Genomic DNA, 25,001 nt, shown 5'->3' with positions numbered 1-25,001 from the left:
TCACCGGCGAGCTGCCGGCGATCCTGAACGCCCTCGAAACCGTCAACATCGCCACCGGCCAGCGCCTGGTGTTCGAAGTCGCCCAGCACCTGGGTCAGAACACCGTCCGCGCCATCGCCATGGACGCCACCGAAGGCCTCGTTCGCGGCCAGGCCGTGCGCGACACCGGCGAATCGATCCGCGTTCCGGTCGGCCCGGGCACGCTCGGCCGCATCATGAACGTCATCGGCGAGCCGATCGACGAGCAGGGCCCGATCAAGTCGGACATCTTCCGCACCATCCACCGCGACGCCCCGTCCTTCGCCGAGCAGACCAACACGGCTGAAGTTCTGGTCACCGGCATCAAGGTCATCGACCTGATGTGCCCCTACACCAAGGGCGGCAAGATCGGCCTGTTCGGCGGCGCCGGCGTCGGCAAGACCGTGACCATGCAGGAACTGATCAACAACATCGCCAAGGCTTACGGCGGTTACTCGGTTCTGGCCGGCGTGGGTGAGCGCACCCGCGAAGGCAACGACCTCTATCACGAGATGATCGAGTCCAACGTCAACACCGACCCGAAGGCCAACAACGGCTCGACGGAAGGCTCGCGTTGCGCCCTCGTCTACGGCCAGATGAACGAACCCCCGGGCGCCCGCGCCCGCGTCGCCCTGACCGGCCTGTCGATCGCGGAATACTTCCGCGACGAAGAAGGCAAGGACGTGCTGCTGTTCGTCGACAACATCTTCCGCTTCACGCAAGCCGGCGCCGAAGTGTCGGCTCTGCTGGGCCGCATCCCCTCGGCCGTGGGCTATCAGCCCACCCTGGCCACCGAGATGGGCAACCTGCAGGAGCGCATCACCTCGACGAACAAGGGTTCGATCACCTCGGTCCAGGCCATCTACGTGCCCGCCGACGACCTGACCGACCCGGCGCCCGCCGCCTCGTTCGCCCACCTGGACGCCACCACCGTTCTGTCGCGCGACATCGCCGCCCAGGCCATCTTCCCCGCCGTCGATCCGCTGGACTCGACCTCGCGGATCATGGACCCGCTGGTCATCGGCGAAGAGCACTACAACGTGGCCCGTTCGGTCCAGGAAGTGCTGCAGCAGTACAAGGCCCTGAAGGACATCATCGCCATCCTGGGCATGGACGAGCTGTCGGAAGAGGACAAGCTGACGGTCGCCCGCGCCCGCAAGATCCAGCGCTTCCTGTCCCAGCCGTTCCACGTGGCCGAGCAGTTCACCAACACGCCCGGCGCCTTCGTCGAGCTGAAGGACACCATCCGCTCGTTCAAGGGCATCGTTGACGGCGAGTACGATCACCTGCCGGAAGCCGCCTTCTACATGGTCGGCCCGATCGAGGAAGCCGTGGCCAAGGCCGAAAAGCTGGCGAGCGAAGCTTAATGATCAAGAAGGCGGCGAGTGCGTGCATTGGCGCTCTCGCCGTCTTCTGGGCTCCATTGGCAAATGCTGCTGCGCCGGGGAATGCGGAGGCCCGCGTCGGATTTTTCCGAAGCTGCGTCCTCCCGGTTCTGGCGACTGAAATGGTTCCGCCCCGCTCATTTGCGCAAGGCGTAAGGGATGCGGCGTCCATGTTCGGCTATCAGCCGGTTGATGGAAGCCAGGATACTTGGCGGATTGCTTCAGCGTCAGGCCATGTCCGGATCAAGTTGGACGGCACTACCGCATGTCTGGTCACTCTTAGTAGTGAAGAGGGGGCCGAAGCCTTTGAAGGAACGGTTCGCTCGTTTAACGACCCACGGAAAATGTGCCATCCGCTGATCTCAGAAACAGACAGCGCGCGCTTTTCCTGTGCTCTCCCCAGTGGCGCGACTTATCAAATCGATGTCTCACGCTCCGATCTACTACAGGCTGAGACCTTCACGGCGATAGCCACCTATCAAGGCAAGGCAAAATAGATGGCCAAGCTCCACTTCTCCCTCGTCGCGCCCGAGCGCGAACTGTTCTACGGTGAGGTTGATCTCGTTCAGGCCCCCGGCGCCGAGGGCGATTTCGGCGTCCTGGTCGGCCATGCGCCGTTCATGACGACGCTGCGCGAGGGCCGCGTCACGGTGAAGGACGGCGCCACCACCAAGCTGTTCGACATCCAGGGTGGTTTCGCTGACGTCGGCCCCGACGGCCTGACGATTTTGGCTGAACACGCGGTCGAGGCAGCCTGATTATCCTTCTCCCGAAAGGGAGAAGGAAACACATTGATTTTCGTGCTAGGGACCGCCCCATGACCGACACCGAATTCGAAACTATCGGCTTCTGCTGCGAAGAACTGGAAGACGCAGTCTCTTCGGACCCGGCCGACGCGCTTGTCCAGCATGAGAGCGGGCTTATCCTGCTCAACCTTGGCGAACGGGAAGAAGAGGGTGAGACCGGCGTCGTGCTGGCCACCATCCGGTACTGCCCGTTCTGCGGCACCGAGATCCAGACCGACGAAGACGTCGAGGCGGCTCTCGGCGACGTGGAGATCGTGGAATAATGGCTAAGCTGCACTTCTCTCTGGTCGCTCCGGAACGCGAACTGTTCTCGGGCGAGGTCGACATGGTCCAGGCCCCGGGCGCTGAAGGTGACTTCGGCGTGCTGGCCAACCATGCCCCGTTCATGACGACGCTGCGCGAAGGCCGCGTCACCGTGAAGGACGGCGCGACCACCAGGCTGTTCGACATCCAGGGTGGTTTCGCCGATGTCGGCCCCGACGGCCTGACGATCCTGGCCGAACACGCAGTCGAAGCGGCCTGACGGCGCGCGACAGCGGACACTTCAAAACGCCTCCGATCCTAAAGGTCGGAGGCGTTTTCGTAGGCGAAGCGGGCATTCGCCGGTCTGTTTCGAAAAAAATTACACTTGTGGCCTCATCTATGTCGCATTCCGTCGCCAGAAGGGTTGCGAGGGACCGTCTGTCGGTTTTAATGCCGATCTCTTGCCTAGTGGGGATAACTCGACCATGCGCCTTGCGCTCGCCAGCCTGATCGCTCTCGGCGCGGTTTCGACCGCCGCCGTCGCCCAGGAGCAAACCGCTCCGGCTCCTGCCGCCGTTCCGGCTGCTGCCCCGGCCCAGACGCCGGCCCCGGCTCCGGCTGCTGATCCGGCCGCGCCGGCCACGGATCCGGCTGCCCAGGCCGCGCCTGCGGCACCGGCCGCCGAAGCGCCTCCGGCCTATGTCGAGCCGACCCGTCCGCCCCCCACGACCGACCCGGTCGCCATGAAGCTGCTCGGCATCCTCGACACCGTCTGCAAGCCCGCCGTCGTCGGCGGCGATTTCCAGGCCCTGGTCAAGGCGGCCGGCCTGAAGAAGAAGAAGGAACAGTGGTTCCTGGATCTGGGTAAGCCCTACCAGCTCTATCTGGACAATCCCGGCTCGAACAAGAACGTCTGCACGATCACCATCGAATATGCCCAGGGCGACGCCCAGGCCCAGGCCCTGGCCAACGCCCTGCACGACTGGGGAACCTGGGAAAACAGCCCGCAGCTGCGCCTGATCCGCAACGACCAGACGGTCGGCAGCGACTTCCGCCGCTTCACCGTCTCGTGGGACGACAACTGGGCCGGTGGCCATGCCGGTCTGGTCTATATGCGCCTGAAGAAGCTGGACGAGACCTCGGTCGGCAAGAACTTCGAGCGCGCCCAGGTCCTCTACAGCACCACCAGCAACTAGATTTTTCTCCCGGCATCGGGACTAGACTGACAACAGAAGGCGCGGGGGCGACCCCGCGCCTTTTCGTTTTGCGGGGCAGGCCCCGCCCATGGACGGAAGGCAGGGCTGATGGCCTGGATCATTCTCTTCGTCGCCGGTCTGTTCGAGATCGGCTGGGCCGTCGGCCTGAAGTTCACCGAAGGTTTCACCCGGCCCCTGCCGACCGTGCTGACCGCTGTCAGTCTGGTCCTGTCGATGGGCCTGCTGGGCTGGGCGGTGAAGACCCTGCCGCTGGGCACGGCCTATGCCGTCTGGACCGGCATCGGGGCGGTCGGAACGGCCATCGTCGGCATTGTGGTCTTCAAGGAGCCGGCGACGGCGGCCCGTCTGGCCTGTCTGACCCTGATCGTCGCCGGGATCCTGGGCCTTAAACTGTTTACCCCGACGACCTGAGCCGGCTCAGGCCCCGATCGCGTGGAGCTCGGCCGCATGGGCCCGAAGCCAGCGGCGGTGCGGGGCCGGATCACCGATCAACTGCTCGCACAGGGCCCAGAAGCGCGGTCCGTGATTGGCCTCGATCAGATGGGCGCATTCATGGGCGGCGACATAGTCGGCCACCGCCGCCGGGGCCAGGATCAGCCGCCAGCTGTAGCGGATCGCCGCCGGCGCGCCGGGCCGGGCGGGGCGGCAAGAGCCCCAGCGCGCCTTCGGATCGGCCACGGCCACACTGGGCATGGGCCGGCCGAGGGCTGCGGCATGGACGGCGGTGCGTTCGGTCAGGACGGCGATGGCCTCGCGCTTGGCCAGCCGCAGGATCTTCAGACCCCAGTTGGCATCGTCCGGGGCGATCAGGGCCTCTTCCGTCATGCGCGGCCGGCCGGGGGCGGCCTCCAGCCGGTAGGGTTTGCCGTTGAGCCGCAGGATGCCGCCGGGGGCCAGGCTGACGCGGCCGGGCAGGGCGGCCAGTTGCCCCGCGATCCAGGCCGACTTCTCCTGGGCGAAGGCCACGGCCTCGCCCAGCCGGCGCGGGCTCGGGGCCAGGGCCACGACCTCGGACTTCGCCCGGTCGACCCGCAGCGAGATCCGCCGGGCCCGGCCGTCGACCTTCAGCCGCACGGGACAGCCGGCCACATCCAGCCGGTCGCCGTCGGAAAAGCGTTGGGCGCGAAGCAGGGCCATGGACCCTACATCGCGTCTGAAGCCCCGCGATGCAAGGTCATCGGACCGCCGGGCCGCCCGCTCAGGCCTCGTCGGCGAAGTTGGGGTCGCTCTTGCGGATGAAGGACCGGACCCGGGGATAGATCTCCTCGCGGAACCGGCGGCCGTTGAAGACGCCATAGTGGCCGACGCCCGGCTGCACATAGTCCGTTTTCAGCTCGGGCGGCAGGCTTGAGCACAGGCCGTGGGCGGCCTGGGTCTGGCCGATCCCGGAGATGTCGTCCTTCTCGCCCTCGACCGTCATCAGGCCGATGTCGGTGATCAGGTCGGGCCGGACGGCGCGTCCCCGGTGGGTCAGCTCGCCCTTCGGCAGGAGGTGCTGCTGGAAGACGATGTCGATGGTCTGAAGATAGAACTCTTCGGTCAGGTCCAGAACCGACAAGTACTCGTCGTAGAACTCCAGGTGCTTGTCGGCGCTGTCGCCGTCGCCCTTGACCAGGTCCTGGAAGTAGCGGCGGTGGGCTTCCTGGTGCTTGGCCTTGTTCATGCTCATGAAGCTGGCCAGCTGGACAAAGCCCGGATAGACGCGCCGGCCGACGCCGACATAGGGCGGCGGCACGGTGTAGATCATGTTCGACTGGAACCAGGCGAAGGGTTTTTCCTCGGCCAGATTGTTGGTCACGGTCGGCGACAGGCGCGCGTCGATCGGCGAGCCCATGAAGGTCATGCTGGCAGGGCGCGAGGGATGGTTGTCCTCGGCCATCAGGGCCGCAGCGGCCAGGACCGGCGGTCCGGGCTGGCAGACGGCGACGACATTGGGCCTCGGGCCGAGCACGGCCAGCATCTGGATGACGTGGTCGATATAGTCGTGGAAGTCGAACCGGCCCTCCAGCATCGAGACTTCGCGGGCATTGACCCAGTCGACGATGAAGACGGCATGGTCGGGCAGGAAGGCCTCGACCGTCCCCCGCAACAGGGTCGCGTAGTGGCCGGATAGGGGCGCGACGATCAGGACGGCGGGATCCAGCGAGAACTTGCCGGCCCGGCGCATGTCGGCCATGTCGCGGTCGAACTGGATCAGGCGGGCCCAGGGGCTTTCCCAGACGACGGTCGGGCGGACCCGGACATCGACCTGGCCGACCTTGACCGTATCGATGTTCCAGGCGGGCTTGCCGTACCGCCGGGTGACATTCGAAAACAGGTCGGCACCGGCGTGCATGCGGCGAGCAAGATCGCTGTTGGCCGCCGGGTTGAGGGGCGATCCCCAGAAGTCCCGGGCGGCGCGGGCGGCCATCCGCATCGGCGAGGAGGCGTAATAGGCCGCTTCATGAAGGGCGTAGAGCATGGCGCATCCAATATGTTGCGCCGCAGCATAGCATAACGAAACCTAAGAAAGTCCACCCCGAACCTGAGGTCGCGGTAGCGGTCTCGTGATCAGCGCCCGCTCATGGCGTCATTGACCCGGCGGGCCACATCCTCGGGCGACAGGCCGTAGGGGATCGCCGCATGGAAGCGCCCTTTCGGATCCATCAGATAGGTCACCGTCGAGTGGTCAATCGTGTAGCCTGGGCCTTCGCCGGCCTTGGCGTAATAGACCCGGTAGGCCTTTGCGGCGGCGGCGACCTGCTCGGGCGTGCCGGTCAGGCCGATCGTCGAGCGGGGCACATAGTCGGCCGAGAGGTAGGCGTTCATCTGCTTCACATCGTCGCGCTCCGGATCGACGGAAATGAAGACGATCTGCAGATCCTTGGCCTTGGGCCCGAGCCTGTCGCTGGCCGCCGCCAGGGCCTGCAGCGTACCGGGGCAGACATCGGGACAATAGGTAAAGCCGAAAAACACCAGACTCCACTTGCCCTTCAGGGCCTTTTCCGTCGTGGGCCGGCCGTTCTGATCCACCAGCGTGAACGGGCCGCCGACGGCGGCGGCGGGCGGTGCGGGCGTGAACACGCCGGCGCGCCAGGCCAGGCCGGCCAGCAGGATCGCACCGCCGAGGCAGGCCAGGACCAGGACGAGACGGTGACGCGGCATGGGCTATTTACCTTTGGCTCTCGCCAGACGCGATAATCTGGACAATCCTGCGACATGGCTGACGTTTCGTTCGACAGAGCGCCCAACGACCAGCGTTCGAATGGGCTCGATAGTCCGGGCGCTGGTGCGGCGCAAGATGATGGATGGTCCTGGGCGGCACCGGGCCTGCGTCGTGGTCGCCTGCGCGTTCGGTCCTTGCTGACCCAGAGATGGCTGGCCATCGCCGGACAGACCCTGGCCGTCCTGTTTGGCGGCCTGGTCCTGAAGCTGCAGATTCCATTCGGCGCCTGCTTCGCCCTGATCGCCCTCTCGGCCTGGTTCAATGTCCTGCTCGGCCTGGCCTCGACCGGCCAGAGGCTGGCGCGCGAGGGCGAGGCGACGGCCCAGATCGCCTTTGATATCCTGCAACTGTCGGGTCTGTTGTACCTGACGGGCGGGGCCCTGAACGGCTTTTGCCTGCTGCTCATCGCCCCGGTGACCCTGGCGTCGGCGACGCTTCCGGCGCGCTACGCCCTGGGTCTGGGCCTGCTGGCCATAGCCTGCACCATTCTGCTGGCCTTTTTCCACATGCCGGTTCCGACCCTGATGGGGGCGCCGGCTGTCCCGGAACCATCACTCCAGGTGCTGGCGGTCATGGTGCTGGCCCGCGTCCTCGGCATCATCATCACCGGGGCCTATGCCTGGCAGGCGGCCAGTGAGTCCGCCCGCATGGAGCTGGCCCTGAACGTCACCGAAACGGTCCTGGCCCGCGAGCAGCGGCTGTCCGCTCTCGGGGCCCTGGCCGCCGCAGCGGCCCACGAGCTGGGCACGCCGCTGGCCACCATCTCGGTGGTGGCGCGTGAGATGGCGCGCAATGCCCCGGATGACCAGACCCGGGAAGATGCCGAGCTGATGATCGGCCAGGCCGCGCGCTGCCGCGAGATCCTGCAGCGCCTGACGGAAATGCCCGAGGCCACCGACGCCGTGCACGAGCGGATGAGCCTGGTTCAACTGGTCCAGGACGTCATCGAGCCCCACCTCGTCCACGGCGTGCGGGTCGAGGCCGTGGTCAACGGCCCGGCCGGCGAGACGGCTCCGGACATCTGGCGGCGGCCGGAAGTCATCCATGCCATGACCTCGATCGTCGAGAACGCCGTCGACTTTGCCCGGGCTGAAGTCCTGGTCATTGCCCGCTTCGATCAGAGGTCGGTGGTCATTGAGGTCCGGGACGACGGCCCCGGCTTCGCGCCGGAAGTCCTGGCCAAGCTCGGTGAGCCCTATGTGACGACACGGCCGGGGGCCGAGGGGTCTCGCACCGGCCATATCGGCATGGGGCTCGGCTTCTTCATCGCCAAGACCCTGCTGGAACGAACCGGGGCCACTGTCGATTTCCGGAACGGCCGGCGAGGCGGCGCTGTGGTGGCGGCGCGCTGGCCGAGATCTGCCCTGGAGGCCCCGGGCTATACAGGGGCTTGATACCGGGCTCGGAAGAGCGACATGATGTCAGGTAACGACACGCGGTTGAGTAAAAGCGCGGGGAGGCGCTGAACGAATGGCCGATATCGGTGAGTTGGTCGCGGCCCTGCCCGACAAGACCCTGCTGCTGCTGGACGACGACGCGCCGCTGCGAACCCGCCTGGGCCGGGCCCTCGAACAACGGGGCTTCGTCGTTTCACTGGCAGCGTCTGTGGCCGAAGCCCTCGCTCTGCTGCGAACCGAGGCTCCGGCCCACGCGGTCCTCGACATGCGCCTCGAGGACGGCACCGGGCTCAAGGTCGTCGAGGCGGTGCGCGAGGCGCGTCCGGACGCCAAGATCATCATGCTGACCGGCTACGGCAATATCGCCACGGCGGTCGCGGCGGTGAAGGCCGGGGTGGTCGACTATCTCTCCAAGCCGGCCGATGCCGACGAGGTGGCGCGGGCCCTGCTCGCCGCCAAGGACGCCGCGCCCGCGCCGCCCGAAAATCCGATGAGCGCCGACCGGGTTCGCTGGGAACATATCCAGCGGGTCTATGAGATGTGCGGCCACAATGTTTCGGAAACCGCCCGCCGTCTGAACATGCACCGGCGGACCCTGCAGCGGATCCTGGCGAAACGGGCCCCGCGGTAGACCTGTCCCTCTCCCCTTGCGGGAGAGGGTGGCCCGCAGGGCCGGGTGAGGGGTCGCACAAACAGGAACGCCGCGACGGCCGAAAGGCCTGTCGCGGCGTTTTGCGGTCTACAACCCCTCATCCGTCGCCTGCGGCGACACCTTCTCCCGCAAGGGGAGAAGGCTCTTCGCCATCACATCGCCGAGATGCCGCCGTCGACCTTGATCTCCGAGCCGGTCATGAACCGGCTCTCGTCGCTGGCCAGATAGAGCACGGCATTGGCGATGTCGTTGGGCTCGCCGATCCGGCCCAGCGGCACCTGACGCGCCAGCTTGGCGTGGGCCTCTTCCTTGCCGAACCGGGCCGAGAACCCGTCGAGGATCGGGGTGTCGATGAAGGTCGGGTGGATGGAGTTGGAGCGGATATCCAGCTTCATCTTGGCGCAGTAGAGGGCGATGTTCTTGGACAGCAGCCAGACCGCCGCCTTGGAGGCGTTGTAGGCGGGCGAGTTGCCGTTGGCGATCAGGCCGGCGATCGATGAGAGATTGATGATCGAGCCCGGCTGATGCGCCCGCATGTGGGTCAGGGCGTGTTTGGCGCCGAGGAAGACCGAGTCGACATTGACCGACATCACCTTCTTCCAGAGGCCGAAATCCAGGCTCTCGATCGGGCCGTCGCCGCCGATGCCGGCATTGTTGACCAGCACCGACAGGCCGCCCATGGCCTCGGTGGCCTTCTCAAGCACCGCGATCCATTCGTCTTCCTGGGTGACGTCCAGTTCGAAGGCGAAGGCGGTGCCGGTCCCGTGAGCCGCGTTGATCTCGTCGGCCACGGCCTGGGCCCCGGCCAGGTTGATGTCGGCCAGGCTGACCTTGGCCCCCTGGCTGGCCAGCATCCGGCCGGCCGCCGCGCCCAGACCCTGGGCTCCACCGGTGATGAAAGCCTTCTTGCCGGCGACCCGGCCCGTGTTCTGCGCCATTTGGCGTCCTCCCGAATGTTTCAAACATTAGTTTGAACCGGAAGGCGCCGGGGCGGAAGGGGGAAACGGTGGGGGGCAGATCTGTGAGCCCTCGTCCCACTAAGCTTGTCTTCCCGGGTCTGCTGCGCAGCCCGGGATGACAGGCGTTCTGGTTTCAGTGGGCTGGAGCCGCCTACCCCGCCGCCCCGTCCATGAACGTCGCCAGGGTGACGTCCAGCTCGGTCACCCCGTCGGCGTCATGGGTGGTCAGCAGCACCTCGACGCGGTTGTAGACATTGAACCATTCGGGATGGTGGTCGAGCTTGTCGGCCATGATCGCGACGCGGGTCATGAAGCCGAAAGCGGCGTTGAAGTCGGCGAACCGGAAGGTCCGGACAATGGCCTCCTTGTCCGGGGCCGCAGACCAGTCGGGCAGCTGCGCCAGGGCGGCGGCGACGCTGATTTTGGCGGGGCGGGACATGAGCGACTCCTTTGGACGCGAGCTCTCCTTCAGAACGCCAATCCGGTCACGACTGCAAGCTCTGCCAGGGCCTGGTCCTGGGTCGAGACCTTGATCGCGGTCATGCCCAGCGCTGCCGCCGGCTTGCAGTTGATCCCCAGGTCATCGAGATAGACGCAGGCCTCGGGTGCCACCTCGAGCAGCTCACACATCATCTGGTAGATGCGGGGGTCCGGCTTGCGGACCCCGGCCTTGGAGCTTTCGATCAGGGCGTCGAACAGGCTCATGATCTCCCCGACAGCCGCGGCCTTGTCGGCGCTCTGGGCCATGCCGGGGCCGTGCCCGGTCGGCACATTGTTGGTAATGCAGCCGACCTTGAAGCCGGCGGCCTTGCAGGTCTTCAGGGCGTCCAGAACCTTCGGCCGCAGATCGCCATACAGCAGGGGCAGGACCTCGGCCCCGCGCACGGCATGGCCAAGCCGCGTCGCCTCCTCGAGGAACAGGGTATCAAAGCCCGCCGCGTCGATTTCGGCCCGTTCGAACCGCGCCCAGGCATTGGTGTCGGGATCGGTGGAATTGACCGTACGAATGAAGTCGACCGGCAGGCCGCGCTCGGTCTCGTAACGCCGGAAGGCCTCGAAGGGCGAGGTGGTGAAAACGCCACCAAAGTCCCAGATCACCGCTTCGATCGCCATGGGTTGCCTCAAACAGTTGTTTGAGGTCACGGTAGGGCGGCCCCTTCGTGCAGGCAAGTCTGGCTTGGCCAGATCGGGGAGGGCGGGGTCCGCCTTCCCGTGCGCCCCTGCCCCGAGCGGCATGGCCTATTGGTCGCAATCTGGGCGGCCGGCGACCTCACCGCACAGTTCTGTCGCACACTGCGGCTATCTGAAAAGCGTCTGCCGGTCCGGGCTCACATCCTCATGACGCCCGGCCACAAGGTGACACTCCGATCGCCTCGAGCCCAGATCTACGGCCCGGTGCCCCGCCGCGATCCCGGTTGGCACTGGCATCAGGTTTGCGACAGTCGGTGTGTCAGTGGTTCATTTCGGAACGGGATCAAAACACGATGCGCTCGCCAGGCCAGCCCTTCTTCAAGCTGTACGAACTGATCGCCATTGCGATCTTCGTCATTGCCGCGGCGGCCGTCAGCAGCCTGGGCCTCGTCTACTAGAGTCTCTTTTCTAGAGTCTCTCTGCGGGAACGCCGGCCTGACGCATCGCCGCCAGCCGTGCGAAGGCCAGGGTCAGGGCCTTGCGCCGGGCCGGGGCCAGCGGCGTAACCGGGGCCTCGCGCACCACGGCCCCGCCGAAACCGTCAGCGACCAGAAGGCCCGGATCGTCGGGCAGAATCCCGTCCGGAAACTGTGGGGCGACGGCGAAATAGAAGGCGTCGCAATAGGGGGCGTAGTCCGGCCACTTCCGGTCGATCCGGAAGTCCTCGACCCCCGACTTGACCTCGACGATCAGGATGTCGCCCTTGGGCCCCAGGGCCATCAGGTCGGCCCGGCGGCCATTGGGCAGGGTCACCTCGGCCAGGGGCGCATAGCCCAGGCCGACCAGCAGCCGCGCCGCGCCACGCGTCACGGCGTCCGTCGTTTCAGGCCGCGAAGGCCGAAGGTCGATCACGACATCCATGCCGCGATCCTGTTCTAGGTTTGTTCGGATTTCAAGCCTTAGGGCGCAGGCTGCTTCGTCGGCCGCAGCATCGTCACATCATAGCCCAGCGCCCTGGCCCGGGCGGTCAGGGCCTGGCGGTCCTGGTCCGTCGGCGGCTTGCGGCTCAGCAGCCAGAGATACTGGCCCGAACCCTCGCCGACGATGCTCCAGCTGTAGTCGTCGGCATGGTCCATGACCCAGTAGTCGCCCCAGAACGGACCGAAGAACGAGACCTTCAGCTTGGCATTGGTGGTGGGGTCGACGACCCGGGCCTTGCCTTCGGCGGTCCTCACCGGCCCGTCGACCGCGCCGTCGCGGCAGGTGTTCAAGACCCGGATCATGCCGTCGGGGCGCTTCGAATAGTCGGCCGTTACGGCTTCGCAGCCCTTCTGGAACTTCATGTCGTAACGGGCGACCTCGTACCACTTGCCCAGATAGCGATCGAGCTCGACGGCCTTGGCCGGTTGCGGAGGCCGGGGATTGCCGACCGGACCGCCGGCGCAGGCGGCGAGGGACAGGATCAGGGGCAGGGCGATCAGGGCGGCGCGCATGGCGACTCCGGGACTTGGGGCAGGGCGGACCGGCGAGGGCCCGGGCCACCCCGCAGATGAGGACGCCGTGACCGAAACGCAACGCGCCCCGCCGCAGTTCCGGCGAGGCGCCCGCAGGTCCGGCGGTGACCGGGGCCTATTCGGCGGCGATGCTGACGCCGCTATAGGGACGGTCCTTGAAGTTGATGGCCTGCAGGTGACGGATGCCCTCTTCGGCGATGTCGTCGCCGACCATCCGCTCCCCTTCGCCGCGCAGCTCGTCGATATCGACATACATGGCGTAGAAGGCCTTGGTGCGGTCGGTGATGATGCCGGCATTGAGCAGGGTCTTGACCAGCACCCGGAAGATGTTGGTCTGCTCCTTCATGTTTTCCCGACGGACGTCGTCGGTCATGATCTTCCCGTACTCCTCGACCACCTTGTTAGGATCCAGGCCGAACTCGGCATAGAGGTCGAGCTGCTGGTGCGGCGAGACGAGGTTGAACAACAGGGTCTGGAAGCAGTGCGCGGCCCAGTCCTCGATGATGGCGTGCTCTTCGGGGCTGAGCTTGGGCACCGTGCGGTCAGCCCAGATCTTGCCGAACTTGTGGTGGAAGGCCTCGTCGGTCATCACCAGCTGCAGCATCTTCTTGCCCACCGGATCCTTGATGTGGGTGTAGAAGGTCGCAAAGGCCCCCATGGCGAGGCCTTCGACCAGCATCTGCATGCCAATGATCTTCTTGTAGACCTCGGGCGCGCCGATGATCTCGACCAGCAGGGTCTTCAGGGCCGGGCCGCACTCGACCGGCCGGCCCCAGCGGGCCTTGATGTACTTGGCGAAGGCCGTGACGTGGCGGGCTTCTTCCCGGGTCTGGTTGGCCGCATATTCCTGGGCCCCCTGGTCCTTCAGCACATGGCAGAGGCTGGCCGAGAGGTTCAGCGCGCCCTGCTCGCCGTGCAGGATCGAGGAAAAGTTGCGCAGCACCGACTGGTTGATGAACCGGATCCGCTGCTTGGGATCGGACAGGTGGTTCGACACGTAGTCGGTCGACAGCGCGATGACCATTTCCTCGGGAACCAGGGCCTGGTTCTCCATGTCGAACGGCTCGTCGAAGTCGATATAGGTCTTGTCCAGCGGATCCCAGAAATGGTCGTGGGTGGCCGAGATGATCTTGTCGAAGGCCGTGGAGCGGTTGTTGTAGCGGTCCAGTTCGAGCATCGACTCGAAGTCGTCCGGCGCCACCGCATCGTACATGGCGTCTTTGGTGATGTTCCTGTCCGTCATGGCGTTTCCTCTTGCAGGCCCCTGCCGGGTTCCGTCTCGCGCGGCCCTCTGGCAATCTAAACACTGTCAACTCAATCGCTTCGGCGGGTCAAATTAAAAGTGACGCGCGCGTCAGGTTCGGAGGTGCTGATGAAGATCTTCGTGCTGACCGGAGCCGGCGTTTCTGCGGAGAGCGGGCTGGGGACGTTTCGCGACCCGGAAGGCCTGTGGGCTCGCTACGACATGTCGGCCGTGGCCACCCCCGAGGGCTATGCCCGGGACCCGGACACGGTTCGGGCCTTCTACTCGGCCCGGCGGGCCAATCTGGCCGGGGCCGACCCCAACCCCGCCCATCGGGCCCTGGCCAGGCTCGAGGCCGGACTGGCCGGGCGCGGGGACGCGCTGTTCCTCTGCACCCAGAATGTCGATGATCTGCACGAGCGGGCCGGCTCGCAGAGCGTCGTCCACATGCATGGCGAGCTGGCGGTTACCCGTTGCCACGCCTGCTCCGCCACCTGGTCAGACACCTCGCCGCTTGTGGCGGACAGCCTGTGCCCGGCCTGCGGACACGGGGGCACGGCGCGGCCTCACGTCGTCTGGTTCGGCGAGGTACCGCTGTTCATGGACCAGATCGGCGATGCCCTCGATACGGCCGATCTGTTCGTGGCGATCGGCACCTCGGGTTCGGTCTATCCGGCCGCAGGCTTTGTCTCCGAGGCCCGGCAGCTCGGCATTCCCACGCTGGAGATCAATCTGGAGCCGTCGGACGGCGCGCGCGCCTTTGACCAGCGCCGCTATGGCCCGGCCAGTCAGACGGTGCCGGCCTGGGTCGACGAGGTTCTGCGGGACTAGAGCCTCAGTCGGCATCCCACTGGAAGGCGTCGTCCAGCCAGTTTCCGATCCGGCCGTCGGGGCGGGCCAGGGCAAAGATCGCGGCCATCTCGGCTTCGGACAGGTCGAAGTCGAGAATGTCGAAGTTCTCGACGATGCGGGCCGGGGTGCGGGTCCTCGGGATGGCGATGACGCCCTGCTGGATCAGCCAGCGCAGGGTCACCTGCCCCGGCGTCTTGCCATGCGCTTCGCCGATGCGGATCAGGACCGGGTCCTGCGCCACCTTGCCCTGGGCCAGCGGCGACCAGGCCGTGATCGAGGTTCCGGCCTCAGTGGCCGCGGCCGCGGCGATCAGCGTCTTCTGGGACAGATAGGGATGGTACTCGATCTGGTTGGTGGCCAGGGGCGCTTTCGAAACCGCCTGGGCGGCCGCCATGACTGCCGACGGGAAGTTCGAGAGCCCGATGGCCCGGGTCAGGCCGCGGTCGCGAACCTCATTCAGGGCCGCAAGCGTCTCGGCGAGCGGCACGGCCGGCTTGGGCCAGTGCAGCAGCAGCAGGTCCACATGGTCGACCCCCAGCTTCTCCAGGCTCCGTTCGGCCGAGCGCTGCAGGTCGCCGTCCGCGAAATGGTCGACCCAGACCTTGGTGGTCAGGAAGATCTCGTCGCGCTTGATACCGCTGGCGGCGATGGCGGCCCCGACATCCCGTTCGTTACGATAGATCTGCGCCGTATCGATATGGCGATAGCCGGCCGCAAGGGCCTGTTCCACCAGGGGCCGCGCGGTGCCGTTCTCAAGCTGCCAGGTTCCGAACCCCAGGGCGGGGATCAGGACATCGCCCGAGCGGACGGCAGGGACCAGCTTTGACATGCGACTCTCCGGGACAGGCAGCGAGCTCTAATGCATCAGGCCGACAAAGGCTCCCGGGACCTTTGGGCGACCCTGGCCCTGGTCTGGTGCAGGGCGGTAAAGACGGCGGCGACGACCAGGAAGCCGATCGCCATGACCACCATGGTGACGAGCACGGCCGGATAGCCGCGCTTGGCCACGTTCATGAACGGATACGGATAGAAGCCCGACAGCGCGCCGTGCAGCAGGGTCCAGACGCCATAGGCCGTCGGCAGGATCAGCACCTTCGGGACAGCGCGCCAGACCACGGGGCCCACACCCCCCCGGGCCAGCCAGTCCAGCAGGAACAGGGCCGGCGTGACGGTGTGCAGGAGGGTGTCGGAGACCAGCCGCCAGCCCTGCGGGTCCCACTGGCTGGCCAGCAGGGTGTGATAGATGCCGGCCGTGATGGCCAGATAGACGGCCGTCGCGACCCGGGGCGGGGTCTGCTCGCACCAGAGCGCGAGCGCCGAGCGCGGCGCGACCAGCGGCGCAGTCAGCACCACGGCGGCCAGCAGGTTGCTGATGATGGTGAAGTAGCTGAAGAACTCCACCGACTTGGCGATACCCGAGGTCAGGGTCTCGCCCTCCAGCATCAGGCCGTACTGCAGCAGCGGGCCGGTGACGGCGATGGCGGCGATCAGGATGCGCCAGGCTTTCATTCGCTTTCCTTGGAGGTGTGGGGCGGCGGGTTCAGGGATTTCAGAACGGATTTCGGGGCCGACGCCCGCCAGTGCCGTTCGAGCAGATTTTCCACCGTGCCCGGCGAAACCGAGGACAGCCGGATCAGGACGTAGGGATAGCTTCGAAAGTGGTCCGTGACATAAAAGGCCTCCGGCTCAGCTTCGATCAGCAGCTCGCGTTCGTCAAACGACACGCCGGGACAGACCAGGCTGTCCCCGTCTTCCATCAGCCGGGTCAGGAACTTGCCATGGGCCTTGAGGCAGGGGCGGCCATAGCTGAAGCCTTCCGCAACCCCCGGCAGGGCGAGGGCAAAGCGCTGCACGTCCTCATATCTCAGGGCCATCGGGTCATCAGCCTGTGTGCTCCAGCCGCGAAGCGACTATAGGTTCGGCATGGCGACGGACAACTCCCTGAAGGGGCCGATCCTGGTGCTGGGTGCGACCAGCCTGATCGGCCGATGGCTGCTGACAGAGCTCCGGGACGCCGGTCTCGATTCCGTGGCCGTCAGCCGGACGCCCCCGCAGGGCGAGCCGGGCTGGGTCAACCTCGATCTGGCCGCCCCGGACCTGGCGGAGCGACTTCCGTCGGCCGAGACGGTGTTTGCCCTGTCGCCGGTCTGGCTCCTGCCGGCCGTCCTGCCCGCCCTCAAGGCGAGGGGCCTGAAGCGGCTCGTGGCATTTTCCTCGACCAGCCGCTTTACCAAGCAGGATTCCGAAGTGGCAGCCGAGCGGGACGTGGCCGCCCGCCTGGCCGGGGCCGAGCAGGCCGTCGAAGCCTTCTGCACCGCCGAGGGCGTGGCCTGGACGATCCTTCGTCCGACCCTGATCTATGACGAGGGTCGCGACGGCAATGTCAGCCGGCTGGCCGGTCTGATCCGCCGGTTCGGGGTCCTGCCGCTGGCGGGTGACGGCAGCGGTCTGCGCCAGCCGGTGCACGCCCAGGACCTGGCGCTGGGGGCCCTGAGCGCGGCCGCCGCCGCCTCGGCCCGGGATCGCAGCTATAATCTGGTCGGCGGCGAGACCCTGTCCTATCGCGACATGGCCGCGCGGATCTTTGCCGGCCTGGGGCGTCGCCCGATGATCCTTTCCCTGCCGGCTCCGCTCTTCGGTCTGGCGCTCAGACTGGCCTCACCCTTCCTGCCTGGCGCGACGGCCGCCATGGGCACGCGGATGAGCCGGGACCTGACCTTCGACAGCGCCGACGCGGTCAGGGATTTTGGCTGGGCTCCGCGGGACTTTCATCCCCGGTTCTGACCGGGTCGGCGTCGCTCAGCACCATGGCAAAGGGCACCTGCAGGCCGTCGCGCTCGACATAACCGCTGACCACCTTGTGGTCGGGATGCAGGACGCCGAGGTCGATGTCCTCGCCCGGGAACATCACGATGCGGCGGTCGCCGATGCAGACCATCAGCTCAAAGCCGTCATAGGAGCGCTGGGACATGGCCTTGAGCCGCGAATAGTAGGGCTCGCGCTTCCAGGAGGTCGGCTTGCTGCTGTCGACCACGACGTTCAGGCGCTTGCCGTCCTTGTCGGGATACATCAGGAAGCCGGCCCGGTCGGGACGCCAGCGGTCGTCCAGCTTTTCGGAGTCCAGCCACAAGCAGGTAAAGCCCCGGCAGGCCGGCGGCCGGTCTTGGTAGTTGCCGCAGCCGCCACCCTTGCGGAAGTGGCCGCACCAGACGCCGGCTTCCTTGTTCAGCTCGCTGATGTGCAGGACCTTGCAGCACATGCCGCAGCTGCCGCAGGCCTTGCCCGTCTGGGGTATGGGCGGGATCAGGGTCGTGGTCATGCCGGCATCTCCCGCACTTCGCCGAGATCGACGTCGCGATCGGGCAGGATTTCGAAGGCCCGGCGTCCGACCAGGACATTGAGCGACAGGCCCTTGGGCGCGCCTTGCGCGGCCCAGGCGCGGAAGGTGGAGTGGAAGGGTTCCTGACGCCAGGCCTGGGGCGAGGCCGGATCGACCTCGACGATCAGGGTCTGGCCGCCATGTTCGCGATGCAGCACGAAACGGGCCCGGTCCGGCCGCCAGCGATCATCCAGGCCTTCGGCCTGAAGCCAGTAGCAGCTGAAGTCGGCGCAGGCCTTCGGACGGTCGGTATAGATCGCGCAGCCCTGGGCCTTCCTGAAGTGGGGACACCAGCTGTGGGGTCGCTTGTCGATCGCCTCGACGCCCATCAGCTTGCAGCAGAGCCCGCAGTCCCCACACGCCCTGTCGGCCATGACCTCATCCCGAATTGCTCCGGTCGCGGACATTAGCGACGTCGTGTGACGGTTTGATGCGATCAGGGGGTCTCGGTCCAGACCGCCAGTTCGTTGCCGCCCGGATCCATGAAGTGGAAGCGGCGACCGCCGGGAAAGCTGAAGATCGGCGTGCTGATCACCCCGCCGGCGGCGACCACCCGGGCCTCCATGGCTTCGAGGTCATGGGCGTACAGGATCACCAGGGGCTTGGGCGGAGGGGCCGTCTCCGGGGTGAAAAACCCGCCGTGCGTGCCCTGGTCCTGGAAGGCGACATAGTCCGGACCGTAGTCCGCGAAGGTCCAGCCGAAGGCCGCCTGATAGAAGGCCTTGGTCCCCGGCAGGTCGCTGGAAGGCCATTCGATATAGTCGATCTTGCCGTCTGCGCGCATGGTCCCCTCCATAATTCTGTTCCCCTAACGTTCTATGGGCCGATCAGGGCAGAGTCCAGACGCTGGTCCGCTTGACGGCGAAATCTTCCAGCTCGCGGGTGGTCTCCACCTGGTACTCGGCCAGTTTCACCAGGTCGTCCTTGCGGAAATAGGTCCGGCCGGGATCGCCGATCAGCACCGTGGCCCCGGCGGCCCGGCCCTGTCGCAGCCAGGCCATCACCGCCTCGGCCATCGGCTTTTCGTAACAGATGTCGCCGGCCAGCAGCACGTCGGCCGCAGGCGGCGGGGCGTTCAGCAGGTTGGCGTCGGTGAAATCCAGTACCACACCATTGGCCCGGGCGTTCAGCGCGACCGCCGCCTGGCAGAAGCTGTCGATGTCGTTGGCCAGGACGCGCGCGGCCCCCGCCTGCATGGCGGCGATGGCGACGATGCCCGAGCCGGTGGCGAAATCGACCACGGTCTTGCCCGCCACGATCTCGGGGTGGTCGAGAACGTAGCGCGCCAGGGCCTGACCGCCGGCCCAGACGAAGGCCCAGAACGGCGGCGGCAGGCCCAGCTCTTCGAGGGCCTCCTCGGTCAGCTTCCAGATCGGGGTGATCTCGTCGGCCAGATGCAGGACGAGTTCCGGCGCATGGGGCGGCGGCTGCAGGCGGGTGTTTTCGAGAATGAAGGCGCGACGGCCCTCAGGGGTCTGGTCGATCACTCGATTTCCATATCAGAAGCCGCCCCATTGCGCGATTTGATGCCTTCTCGCAACTCTATAGCGAGAGTATAGGTTACTCGAGTTAGATGAGAATTTTTGGGGGTAGTCCGTGAAGAGAATTTTAGTCGCACTCATATGTGCATCACTTGTTTCAGCCTGTGCTACGGCGCCGGACAAGATATCTTCAAGTTATATTTCTCCGCTACAGTATGGCGGATATGATTGCGGTCAGATCCGCGAAGAGATGATGCGCGTTTCTGCAAAAGTGCGCGAGGTTGCCGGCGCCCAGAAGAAACAATCAAATAGCGATGCTTGGGCACTGGGTGTCGGTCTCGTTCTGTTCTGGCCGGCACTGTTTTTCATGGTGGGTGGTGACCAGAAGGAAGAGTTGAGTCGGTTGAAGGGCGAATATGACGCGCTTCAGCAGGCAGCGATCCAGAAAAAATGCCCGGTCGCTCAAGAAATTGAAGACGCCAAGAGCCAAGCTAAGGCTGCAAAATAACTGATATCTCGGCGGTCTAATTGGCCGCCGAGGCTTCCTTCAGGACGCTTAAATAGCCCGGCGCGGTCAGCATGCGCCCGGTCAGGCCCTTCTGCGCCAGCAGGCGGTGGGCCAGCGGCAGGTTCCAGCACGGCGTATGCATCATCATGTGATGCTCGGCGTGGAAGTTCACATAGTAGGGCGCGATCAGGGCCCGTTCGAGCAGGCTGGCCCGGGTGGTGCGGGCGTGGCGGAAGGGATCGGGCTCGTCCTTTGCCACCAGGGCATGTTCGGCGATGTTGCGCAGGCGGGTGACCAGCGGAAACCAGGTCGCCATCGGCACGATCCAGAGTGCGAACCACGCCCACCACAGGCCCACCGCCGACAGGGCGACCAGCAGGCCCAGATTCCACAGCAGGAACGGCGCCTGGCGTACGGCCTCGGTCCCGAATACCGTGCCGGCCGGCTGGCTGCGTGACCGCATCTTCAGTCTGCCGAGCAGGGGACCGAACCTTTGCTTGAAAAAGGTCTGGCCGGTCAGGTCGCGGATCACCTTGCGCCACAGGGAGGCCCGGGTGGTCGGGAAGGGGGCCGAGAGGATCAGGTCCGGATCCTCGGCCTGCTGGGCATATTTGTGATGGGTCAGGTGGTAAGGCCGATAGCTCTTCAGCGACGCGCCGGTCGGGGCCGCGCACAGCCATTCGCCCAGCCCGTCATTGACCTTCAGGTTCGGATGCAGGCCGCCATGGGCCGCCTCGTGCATCAGAATCGCCAGGCCCAGTTGCCGGGCGCCGATCAGCATCACGGCGAGCAGATAGGTCAGCGGGTTGGGGAAGGCGACGAACAGGGCCGCGGCCAGCACGATCACGCCCCAGGCGTGGGCGACCATGGCGATCCCTCGCCAGGACGAGCGCGCCGAGACCCTCGCCCATTCCTCGGGCGTGAACAGGTCCAGCGGTTTGACGCGCGATGCGACGGCCATGACGACACCGTCTCACAGTCGGCCCGGGCCTGACAGGATGACGCGGCGTCAGCGCATTTCTGAGAGTCCCCGATCTCGCTAAATCTGTCATCCCGGCCGCAGCGGAGCGGAGAGCCGGGACCGCAACAGGCTCGGGGCTTCCGGCGGTCCCGGCTCGGCGCGCTTCACGCTTGGCCGGGATGACAGTTTTAACGGCTCAGAACCCCGCCGGCTTCCACAGCCCCGCCACCAGGGCCAGGAACAGCACCAGCCCGGCCACGGTATTGGACTTGAACAGCTTCAGCGCCCCGGCCGGATCGTCCAGCTTCAGGGCGGCGGCCTGGCGCGACAGATGCACGGCGAACAGGGCCGCCAGTGGCAGGAACAGGGCCCCCAGATTGCCGACCCAGGCGGCGATCACCGCCAGGACGAAGGCGGCGGCATAGAAGGCCGCGACGCCCAGCTGCGCCCGGTCGCCCAGCTTGCGGGCCGAGGACTTCACCCCGGCCAGGGCGTCGTCTTCCAGATCCTGCACGGCGTAGATCGTGTCATAGCCCAGGGTCCAGAAGATGCCCGAGGCGTAGAGCAGGGCGGCCGACCACGACAGGTGATGGGTGGCGGCGGCGTAGCCCAGAGGGACACCCCAGTTGAAGGTCAGGCCCAGCCAGGCCTGCGGCCACCAGGTGATCCGTTTCATGAACGGATAGGCGGCGACCAGGCCCAGCGACAGCACACCCAGCCCGATGGCGATCCAGCCCAGACAGATCAGGATCAGGAAGCTCACCCCACAGCAGCCGATCACGAAGGCCCAGGCCTGCTTCACCGTGATTAGCCCCGCCGGGATCGGCCGCATGGCGGTGCGGCTGACCTGGGCGTCGAAGTCGCGGTCGACAATGTCATTGAACGCGCAGCCGGCGGCCCGCATCAGGGCCGCGCCGAGGAAGAAGGCGATCAGCAGCAGCGGATTGGGCCACTGGCCCTTTTCCGACGCGGCCAGGGCGAGGCCCTGCCAGCCCGGCAGCATCAGCAGCCAGATCCCCGCTGGCCGGTCAAACCGCCCCAGCTTCAGCCACGGGCGCAGCCCCTCTGGCGCATGGCGGTCGACCCAGTTGCTGGGCGCGGCATCGGGCAGGATGGTCGTCATGGCCAAGGCTTAGCGAGCTTCCGCCGAACCGGAAAGACGTCACGCGGCGGCGGGCCGGAGACGGCGGCCGCGCTCGACAGCAATCGCCAGAGGCGCGATGCTCTCCGCATGAGCGTCGATCCCGATCGCAGAGCCCGCCGCCGTCGCCTGACCCGCGCGGAACGCTGGGCGTTTGACGGGGTGGGCGGGGCGCTGGTCGCTGTCGGCGCGGTCGGAATCGTCACGCCCGGCCTGCCCACCACGGTCTTCTGGATCGGGGCGGTGGTCTGTTTCCTCAAGACCCGGCCCCACGCCGTACGGCCCCTGCTGCGCACACCGGTTGTCGGTCCGGCCATCAAGGGCTTCCTGCGCTGGCGGCCGTTCGGCGGCGGACGCAGAAAGGCTGGCCGCTAGGCCTCGTGCCGCATGAGGCATATAGCCGCGTGCTTAGGTTGACTATTCGTGCCGGATCCTGACCTAAGGGCGAGTATGACGCGGCAGTCACTTTCCGGGTTCGTTCGGAATGAAGGGAGTTCATGTCGCGCGACGTTGAGGGCCTGGTCCGATCGTCGCGCTTCCTCGTGGTCGACGACAACCCCGCGTGGATCCGGCTGGTGCGTGAAGTTCTGTTCGGCTGGAGCGCGGTATCGGTTTTCGGCGGCGCGTCGGTGGCCCAGGCTCAGGTTCTGCTCGAACAGAACAATGTCGACATGATCATCTCCGACCTGCTCATGCCGCACGAGGATGGTTTTGCCCTGGCCCGCTGGGTGCGCCGGCACGCCTCGCCGCGCCTCCAGCGCACCCCGTTCGCAATCATGACGGCCGAGACCTCGCGGGTGAACATCACACGGGCGGCGTGCTGCGGCGCCGACATGGTGATCGAGAAACCCCTGAAGCCCGCCATACTGTGGCCGCGAATGGTCTCGCTGCTGGCCACGGCGGCGCGCTCGAACGAACCCCGGGCCCTGCCGCCCTGCCAGAAGGTGCTGAGCGTTCCGTGTCCCCTGATCCCTGTCCGGCGGAAAAGGGCGGAGATCGAGGCAGAGGCGAAGGCCCTGATCCGGGGGGTGAGCCAGCCGCTGCGCCCGGCCGAGCCTGCCGTCACTGGTCTCGGCGGGCCGAACCCCCTATCTAGCCCGGCATCATGAGCGACCTGATCGATGACGAAGACGAAGGCGGCCGCCGCAAGCGGGTGCTGTCCAACGGCCAGGTGCTGGGCTTTGTCGCGCGGTTCTGGAAGCGGCGGCCGGTGCTGTTCGGCCTCGGCGTCGCCCTGACACTGCTGGCGGTGGCCTTCGACCTGGCCCTGCCCTACGCCTCTGGCCATCTGGTCGATGCGGTGGTCGAGAAGCCACGCGGCGACCCGTCGGCCTGGTCGGCCCTCTGGATGTTCGTCGGCGTCTATTTCGCCTTTGCGGTGGTGCGCAACATCTCGCACCGGTTCTGGATCCCGCTGGCCGCCCGCAACATGGAGGAGATGACCAACGAGGGCTTTGCCCGCGTCCAGGCCTTCTCGTCCGACTGGCATGCCGACAGCTTCGCCGGGGCCACGGTCCGCAAGCTGACCCGGGCCATGTGGGGCTATGACAGCGTCACCGACGCCGTGACCATCTGGCTGGGGCCGGGGATCATCGTGCTGGTGGGCCTGTCGTTCATGATGCTGTTTCGCCAGCCCCTGGCCGGGGTGGTCTCGCTGGTGGTGGTCGCGGCCTATCTGGGGGCCAACCTGATCGTCACCGAGCGCTATGTGCGGCCCAGCAACCTGCGCTCCAATGCGCTGGATTCGAAGATCGGCGGGGCCCTGGCCGATGCCGTGACCTCCAACCCGACCGTCAAGAGCTTCGGGGCCGAGGCCCGCGAGACCGCCCGCATCGCCGCCGTCACCGCCCAGTGGCGCGAGGCGGTGATGGTCACCTGGAACCGCTTCACCGACGTGTGGCTGGGCCAGAACCTGCTGCTGGTCCTGCTGCAGGCCGGCCTGACCGGCTCGATGGTCTGGGGCTGGAGCCAGGGCACGGCCTCGCCCGGCGACGTGGCCTTTGCGATCACCGCCTTCATGCTGATGAGCGGCTATCTGCGCAATCTGGGCGAAAACATCCGCATGCTGCAGAAGGGCCTCGACGATGCCGAGGACGTCGCCGCCTGGGAGCGTCTGGCCCCCCAGATCGCCGATGCGCCGGGCGCGCCCGACTTCCGGGTCGGCCCCGGGGCCATCGCCTTCGAGGATGTGAGCTTCCGCTACAGGGCGGCCGGTGCGCCGCTCTATGACGGCTTCTCGCTGACCATCGCGCCCGGCGAGCGGGTGGCGCTGGTCGGGCCGACGGGTTCGGGCAAGTCGACCTTCGTCAAGCTGATCCAGCGCCTGCACGACCTGCAGGGCGGGCGGGTCGTCATCGACGGCCAGGACGTGGCGGCGGTCACGCAAGGCTCCCTGCGCCGCGCCATCGCGGTGGTGCCGCAGGATCCGGCCCTGTTCCACCGCACGCTGTCGGAGAACATCGCCTACGGCAAGCCGGACGCCACCCGCGAAGAGATTGAGGAGGCGGCCCGTCGCGCCCACGCCCACGACTTCATCCTGAAACTGCCGCACGGCTACGACACCCTGGTCGGCGAGCGCGGCGTCAAGCTGTCGGGCGGCGAGCGCCAGCGCGTGGCCATCGCCCGCGCCTTCCTGACCGACGCCCCGATCCTGGTTCTGGACGAGGCGACCTCGTCGCTGGATGTCGAGACCGAGGCCGACGTCCAGCTGGCCGCCGAGGCCCTGATGGCCGGCCGCACCACCATCGTCATCGCCCACCGGCTGTCGACCGTGCGCGGCGCCGACCGGATCCTGGTCTTCCAGAAGGGGCGCGTCGTCGAGGAAGGCCGCCATGCCGAGCTGAAGGCCAGGGGCGGGGTCTATGCCCGGCTCAATGCGGTGAGCGAGGGGGTGGGGTAGGGGCAACAGC

Annotated in this window: 34 protein-coding genes; 16 read left to right on the top strand and 18 right to left on the bottom strand. The window is 66.7% G+C overall.

Features of this window, described 5'->3' with window-relative positions; translation table 11 throughout:
- From atpD to sugE, 7 genes are all read left to right on the top strand, one after another.
- The coding region (atpD, locus tag DBR10_RS02090) for a F0F1 ATP synthase subunit beta (protein WP_108556104.1) at positions 1 to 1,385 on the top strand (1,385 nt) is incomplete at its 5' end.
- Positions 1,386 to 1,573: 188 nt separating this feature from the next.
- Positions 1,574 to 1,900: a hypothetical protein gene (locus tag DBR10_RS18830; RefSeq protein ID WP_146187814.1), complete on the top strand. Its 327-nt coding sequence runs from the start codon at positions 1,574 to 1,576 to the stop codon at positions 1,898 to 1,900.
- Positions 1,901 to 2,161, top strand: coding sequence for an ATP synthase F1 subunit epsilon (locus DBR10_RS02085; protein ID WP_108489816.1), 261 nt, complete (start codon positions 1,901 to 1,903; stop codon positions 2,159 to 2,161).
- A gap of 59 nt (positions 2,162 to 2,220) precedes the next feature.
- A complete protein-coding gene (locus tag DBR10_RS02080; protein WP_108489815.1) occupies positions 2,221 to 2,472 on the top strand; it encodes a hypothetical protein in 252 nt (83 codons plus the stop codon).
- Positions 2,472 to 2,732 carry an ATP synthase F1 subunit epsilon gene (locus DBR10_RS02075; RefSeq protein WP_108506075.1) on the top strand — a complete coding sequence of 87 codons (261 nt, stop codon included), beginning with the start codon at positions 2,472 to 2,474 and terminating at the stop codon, positions 2,730 to 2,732. Before DBR10_RS02080 ends, DBR10_RS02075 begins: the two co-directional genes overlap by 1 nt.
- 205 nt (positions 2,733 to 2,937) lie before the next feature.
- Positions 2,938 to 3,648, top strand: a complete 711-nt coding sequence (locus tag DBR10_RS02070) for a hypothetical protein (RefSeq protein ID WP_108506074.1) — start codon at positions 2,938 to 2,940, stop codon at positions 3,646 to 3,648.
- A 108-nt stretch (positions 3,649 to 3,756) separates the two neighbouring features.
- Entirely contained in the window at positions 3,757 to 4,080 is a 324-nt protein-coding gene (gene sugE, locus DBR10_RS02065) for a quaternary ammonium compound efflux SMR transporter SugE (RefSeq protein WP_108506073.1), read from the top strand.
- Between the two features lie 6 nt (positions 4,081 to 4,086).
- Here the strand turns inward: sugE and DBR10_RS02060 are convergent, their stop codons facing one another.
- The 3 genes from DBR10_RS02060 to DBR10_RS02050 all read right to left on the bottom strand — a co-directional run bounded on the left by DBR10_RS02060 (position 4,087) and on the right by DBR10_RS02050 (position 6,813).
- On the bottom strand, positions 4,087 to 4,806 hold the full coding sequence (locus DBR10_RS02060; RefSeq protein ID WP_108506072.1) for a YgjP family zinc-dependent metalloprotease: 720 nt from the start codon (positions 4,804 to 4,806) through the stop codon (positions 4,087 to 4,089).
- Positions 4,807 to 4,867: 61 nt separating this feature from the next.
- Complete coding sequence (locus DBR10_RS02055) at positions 4,868 to 6,130, bottom strand: polyhydroxyalkanoate depolymerase (protein WP_108506071.1); 1,263 nt, start codon at positions 6,128 to 6,130, stop codon at positions 4,868 to 4,870.
- 89 nt (positions 6,131 to 6,219) lie between these two features.
- Positions 6,220 to 6,813 carry an SCO family protein gene (locus tag DBR10_RS02050; protein WP_108506070.1) on the bottom strand — a complete coding sequence of 198 codons (594 nt, stop codon included), beginning with the start codon at positions 6,811 to 6,813 and terminating at the stop codon, positions 6,220 to 6,222.
- A 54-nt stretch (positions 6,814 to 6,867) separates the two neighbouring features.
- Between DBR10_RS02050 and DBR10_RS02045 the strand changes: the two genes are divergently transcribed.
- Positions 6,868 to 8,268 (top strand): ActS/PrrB/RegB family redox-sensitive histidine kinase, encoded by a 1,401-nt coding sequence (locus tag DBR10_RS02045; RefSeq protein WP_108506069.1) that lies wholly within the window; start codon positions 6,868 to 6,870, stop codon positions 8,266 to 8,268.
- A gap of 76 nt (positions 8,269 to 8,344) precedes the next feature.
- On the top strand, positions 8,345 to 8,902 hold the full coding sequence (gene spdR / locus DBR10_RS02040) for a stationary phase response regulator transcription factor SpdR (RefSeq protein ID WP_108506068.1): 558 nt from the start codon (positions 8,345 to 8,347) through the stop codon (positions 8,900 to 8,902).
- 173 nt (positions 8,903 to 9,075) lie between these two features.
- Here spdR and DBR10_RS02035 read toward each other — a convergent pair whose 3' ends face one another.
- The 3 genes from DBR10_RS02035 to DBR10_RS02025 all read right to left on the bottom strand — a co-directional run bounded on the left by DBR10_RS02035 (position 9,076) and on the right by DBR10_RS02025 (position 10,995).
- A complete protein-coding gene (locus tag DBR10_RS02035) occupies positions 9,076 to 9,861 on the bottom strand; it encodes an SDR family oxidoreductase (protein WP_108506067.1) in 786 nt (261 codons plus the stop codon).
- Between the two features lie 172 nt (positions 9,862 to 10,033).
- On the bottom strand, positions 10,034 to 10,321 hold the full coding sequence (locus tag DBR10_RS02030) for a 4a-hydroxytetrahydrobiopterin dehydratase (RefSeq protein WP_108506066.1): 288 nt from the start codon (positions 10,319 to 10,321) through the stop codon (positions 10,034 to 10,036).
- Between the two features lie 29 nt (positions 10,322 to 10,350).
- Positions 10,351 to 10,995, bottom strand: a complete 645-nt coding sequence (locus DBR10_RS02025; RefSeq protein WP_108490372.1) for an HAD-IA family hydrolase — start codon at positions 10,993 to 10,995, stop codon at positions 10,351 to 10,353.
- 371 nt (positions 10,996 to 11,366) lie between these two features.
- Here DBR10_RS02025 and DBR10_RS19610 point away from each other — a divergent pair, with 371 nt between their 5' ends.
- Entirely contained in the window at positions 11,367 to 11,471 is a 105-nt protein-coding gene (locus tag DBR10_RS19610; RefSeq protein ID WP_233243193.1) for a hypothetical protein, read from the top strand.
- A 10-nt stretch (positions 11,472 to 11,481) separates the two neighbouring features.
- Here the strand turns inward: DBR10_RS19610 and mmcB are convergent, their stop codons facing one another.
- From mmcB to DBR10_RS02010, 3 genes are all read right to left on the bottom strand, one after another.
- Positions 11,482 to 11,934 carry a DNA repair putative endonuclease MmcB gene (mmcB, locus tag DBR10_RS02020; RefSeq protein ID WP_108506065.1) on the bottom strand — a complete coding sequence of 151 codons (453 nt, stop codon included), beginning with the start codon at positions 11,932 to 11,934 and terminating at the stop codon, positions 11,482 to 11,484.
- A 38-nt stretch (positions 11,935 to 11,972) separates the two neighbouring features.
- Positions 11,973 to 12,506 (bottom strand): lipocalin family protein, encoded by a 534-nt coding sequence (locus DBR10_RS02015; RefSeq protein WP_108506064.1) that lies wholly within the window; start codon positions 12,504 to 12,506, stop codon positions 11,973 to 11,975.
- A 136-nt stretch (positions 12,507 to 12,642) separates the two neighbouring features.
- Positions 12,643 to 13,770, bottom strand: coding sequence for a ferritin-like domain-containing protein (locus DBR10_RS02010; protein WP_108506063.1), 1,128 nt, complete (start codon positions 13,768 to 13,770; stop codon positions 12,643 to 12,645).
- Between the two features lie 129 nt (positions 13,771 to 13,899).
- Here DBR10_RS02010 and DBR10_RS02005 point away from each other — a divergent pair, with 129 nt between their 5' ends.
- The gene (locus tag DBR10_RS02005; protein WP_108506077.1) at positions 13,900 to 14,601 is read left to right on the top strand and encodes an NAD-dependent deacylase; all 702 of its coding nucleotides are present in this window, start codon (positions 13,900 to 13,902) and stop codon (positions 14,599 to 14,601) included.
- Between the two features lie 4 nt (positions 14,602 to 14,605).
- Here DBR10_RS02005 and DBR10_RS02000 read toward each other — a convergent pair whose 3' ends face one another.
- The 3 genes from DBR10_RS02000 to DBR10_RS01990 are packed head-to-tail and all read right to left on the bottom strand — an operon-like array spanning position 14,606 to position 16,496.
- Positions 14,606 to 15,451, bottom strand: a complete 846-nt coding sequence (locus tag DBR10_RS02000) for an aldo/keto reductase (protein ID WP_108506062.1) — start codon at positions 15,449 to 15,451, stop codon at positions 14,606 to 14,608.
- Between the two features lie 35 nt (positions 15,452 to 15,486).
- Positions 15,487 to 16,131, bottom strand: coding sequence for a Pr6Pr family membrane protein (locus DBR10_RS01995; RefSeq protein WP_108506061.1), 645 nt, complete (start codon positions 16,129 to 16,131; stop codon positions 15,487 to 15,489).
- Entirely contained in the window at positions 16,128 to 16,496 is a 369-nt protein-coding gene (locus tag DBR10_RS01990) for an MmcQ/YjbR family DNA-binding protein (RefSeq protein WP_108506060.1), read from the bottom strand. Before DBR10_RS01990 ends, DBR10_RS01995 begins: the two co-directional genes overlap by 4 nt.
- 49 nt (positions 16,497 to 16,545) lie before the next feature.
- Between DBR10_RS01990 and DBR10_RS01985 the strand changes: the two genes are divergently transcribed.
- Entirely contained in the window at positions 16,546 to 17,406 is an 861-nt protein-coding gene (locus tag DBR10_RS01985; protein ID WP_108506059.1) for an NAD-dependent epimerase/dehydratase family protein, read from the top strand.
- Here DBR10_RS01985 and DBR10_RS01980 read toward each other — a convergent pair.
- The 4 genes from DBR10_RS01980 to DBR10_RS01965 all read right to left on the bottom strand — a co-directional run bounded on the left by DBR10_RS01980 (position 17,360) and on the right by DBR10_RS01965 (position 19,488).
- Positions 17,360 to 17,941 carry a zinc/iron-chelating domain-containing protein gene (locus tag DBR10_RS01980; RefSeq protein WP_108506058.1) on the bottom strand — a complete coding sequence of 194 codons (582 nt, stop codon included), beginning with the start codon at positions 17,939 to 17,941 and terminating at the stop codon, positions 17,360 to 17,362. The genes DBR10_RS01985 and DBR10_RS01980 overlap by 47 nt on opposite strands.
- Complete coding sequence (locus DBR10_RS01975) at positions 17,938 to 18,375, bottom strand: YkgJ family cysteine cluster protein (protein ID WP_108506057.1); 438 nt, start codon at positions 18,373 to 18,375, stop codon at positions 17,938 to 17,940. The genes DBR10_RS01980 and DBR10_RS01975 overlap by 4 nt, the downstream gene beginning before the upstream one ends.
- A gap of 62 nt (positions 18,376 to 18,437) precedes the next feature.
- Positions 18,438 to 18,785, bottom strand: a complete 348-nt coding sequence (locus tag DBR10_RS01970) for a VOC family protein (protein ID WP_108506076.1) — start codon at positions 18,783 to 18,785, stop codon at positions 18,438 to 18,440.
- Between the two features lie 43 nt (positions 18,786 to 18,828).
- The gene (locus DBR10_RS01965; protein WP_108556103.1) at positions 18,829 to 19,488 is read right to left on the bottom strand and encodes a class I SAM-dependent methyltransferase; all 660 of its coding nucleotides are present in this window, start codon (positions 19,486 to 19,488) and stop codon (positions 18,829 to 18,831) included.
- Positions 19,489 to 19,597: 109 nt separating this feature from the next.
- On the opposite strand from DBR10_RS01965, the gene DBR10_RS01960 reads away from it, so the two are divergent.
- Positions 19,598 to 19,990 carry a hypothetical protein gene (locus tag DBR10_RS01960; RefSeq protein ID WP_146184209.1) on the top strand — a complete coding sequence of 131 codons (393 nt, stop codon included), beginning with the start codon at positions 19,598 to 19,600 and terminating at the stop codon, positions 19,988 to 19,990.
- A gap of 16 nt (positions 19,991 to 20,006) precedes the next feature.
- Here the strand turns inward: DBR10_RS01960 and DBR10_RS01955 are convergent, their stop codons facing one another.
- Together DBR10_RS01955 and ubiA are read right to left on the bottom strand one after the other, a co-directional pair.
- Entirely contained in the window at positions 20,007 to 20,951 is a 945-nt protein-coding gene (locus tag DBR10_RS01955; protein WP_108490316.1) for a fatty acid desaturase family protein, read from the bottom strand.
- A 196-nt stretch (positions 20,952 to 21,147) separates the two neighbouring features.
- Positions 21,148 to 22,074 (bottom strand): 4-hydroxybenzoate octaprenyltransferase, encoded by a 927-nt coding sequence (gene ubiA / locus DBR10_RS01950; protein WP_108556105.1) that lies wholly within the window; start codon positions 22,072 to 22,074, stop codon positions 21,148 to 21,150.
- A 108-nt stretch (positions 22,075 to 22,182) separates the two neighbouring features.
- Here ubiA and DBR10_RS01945 point away from each other — a divergent pair, with 108 nt between their 5' ends.
- The 3 genes from DBR10_RS01945 (at position 22,183) to DBR10_RS01935 (ending at position 24,991) form a co-directional block, all read left to right on the top strand.
- Positions 22,183 to 22,467, top strand: coding sequence for a DUF454 family protein (locus DBR10_RS01945; protein ID WP_108503751.1), 285 nt, complete (start codon positions 22,183 to 22,185; stop codon positions 22,465 to 22,467).
- 122 nt (positions 22,468 to 22,589) lie between these two features.
- A complete protein-coding gene (locus tag DBR10_RS01940) occupies positions 22,590 to 23,201 on the top strand; it encodes a response regulator (protein ID WP_108503752.1) in 612 nt (203 codons plus the stop codon).
- Positions 23,198 to 24,991 (top strand): ABC transporter ATP-binding protein, encoded by a 1,794-nt coding sequence (locus DBR10_RS01935; RefSeq protein ID WP_108503753.1) that lies wholly within the window; start codon positions 23,198 to 23,200, stop codon positions 24,989 to 24,991. Before DBR10_RS01940 ends, DBR10_RS01935 begins: the two co-directional genes overlap by 4 nt.
- Positions 24,992 to 25,001 lie beyond the last annotated feature (10 nt).

Origin of the sequence: Caulobacter sp. HMWF025 (genome assembly GCF_003060965.1) — a bacterium.
In the GTDB taxonomy this organism is placed as follows: Bacteria; Pseudomonadota; Alphaproteobacteria; order Caulobacterales; family Caulobacteraceae; genus Caulobacter.
The sequence above is the reverse complement of the archived record's forward strand: the minus strand, read 5'-3'. Positions and strand labels throughout refer to the sequence as shown.